Genomic DNA, 761 nt, shown 5'->3' on the forward strand with positions numbered 1-761 from the left:
GTTGGTTGCAGCTTAAGCGAGCGTTATGTGCTCGGAGGAAATATGGAAATTCAAAAGGTTCTAAAAACGGATTTAGACGCTGTAACAAGGCTTGTTTCAGAGGTCTCAGCCAAGGATGTGCTTCCAATGCTTAATGCACAAGGAAAGCAAGAGTATAAGGACAGAGTATTACCTGACTTAGCATCTACTCTTGATGATGAGAAGTTTTCATCAATTAAGGCGGTGTCGGGTGGAGAAGTTCTTGGTTTTGCCGCTTTGCGTGGTGGAAATTATCTAACTCATTTGTTTGTTGCAAATTCACAGCAGGGTTCAGGTTTAGGTCGTATTTTATTGAATCATTTGCTCAATCAGACAGACGCTTGTGAAGTTAGCCTGCGTTCATCGGTAAATGCTGTTGGGTTTTACAATCGCAATGGTTTCGTAGCAACAGGTGAAGAAGCAGAGTTCAACGGAATTCGTTTCGTGCCAATGTCTTTAGTTCGCACATAACAATTTGTTCAAGCAGACAGCTAACGTTTGGCGATTTTGGTTTGGTTGAGTTTAGTGATTACGGTGGCTTTGTTTGGGTGCAGTGGCAGTTAGCTGCTACTTAACAAGGCGTTATAAAGCTACTGTTAACGTGTTGTTTTTGTAGTGGGTAGTTCTGTGTTTGTGGGTGGATTTTACGCTCAAATTACCTCAGTCGCTCGATTCGAGTCTGGCGGTTTCTTTTGCGTTGTCGCCAGTTAGCATCAGCGAAAGATTAATATGCCACCGACCAA

At 42.8% G+C, this 761-nt stretch carries 1 protein-coding gene; it reads left to right on the forward strand.

Features of this window, described 5'->3' with window-relative positions:
- The first annotated feature begins 42 nt into the window (after positions 1-42).
- Complete coding sequence (locus tag A1QO_RS06945; RefSeq protein WP_017039786.1) at positions 43-489, forward strand: GNAT family N-acetyltransferase; 447 nt, start codon at positions 43-45, stop codon at positions 487-489.
- Positions 490-761: the final 272 nt, after the last annotated feature.

Origin of the sequence: Vibrio genomosp. F10 str. ZF-129, from assembly GCF_000287055.2 — a bacterium.
GTDB lineage: Bacteria > Pseudomonadota > Gammaproteobacteria > Enterobacterales > Vibrionaceae > Vibrio.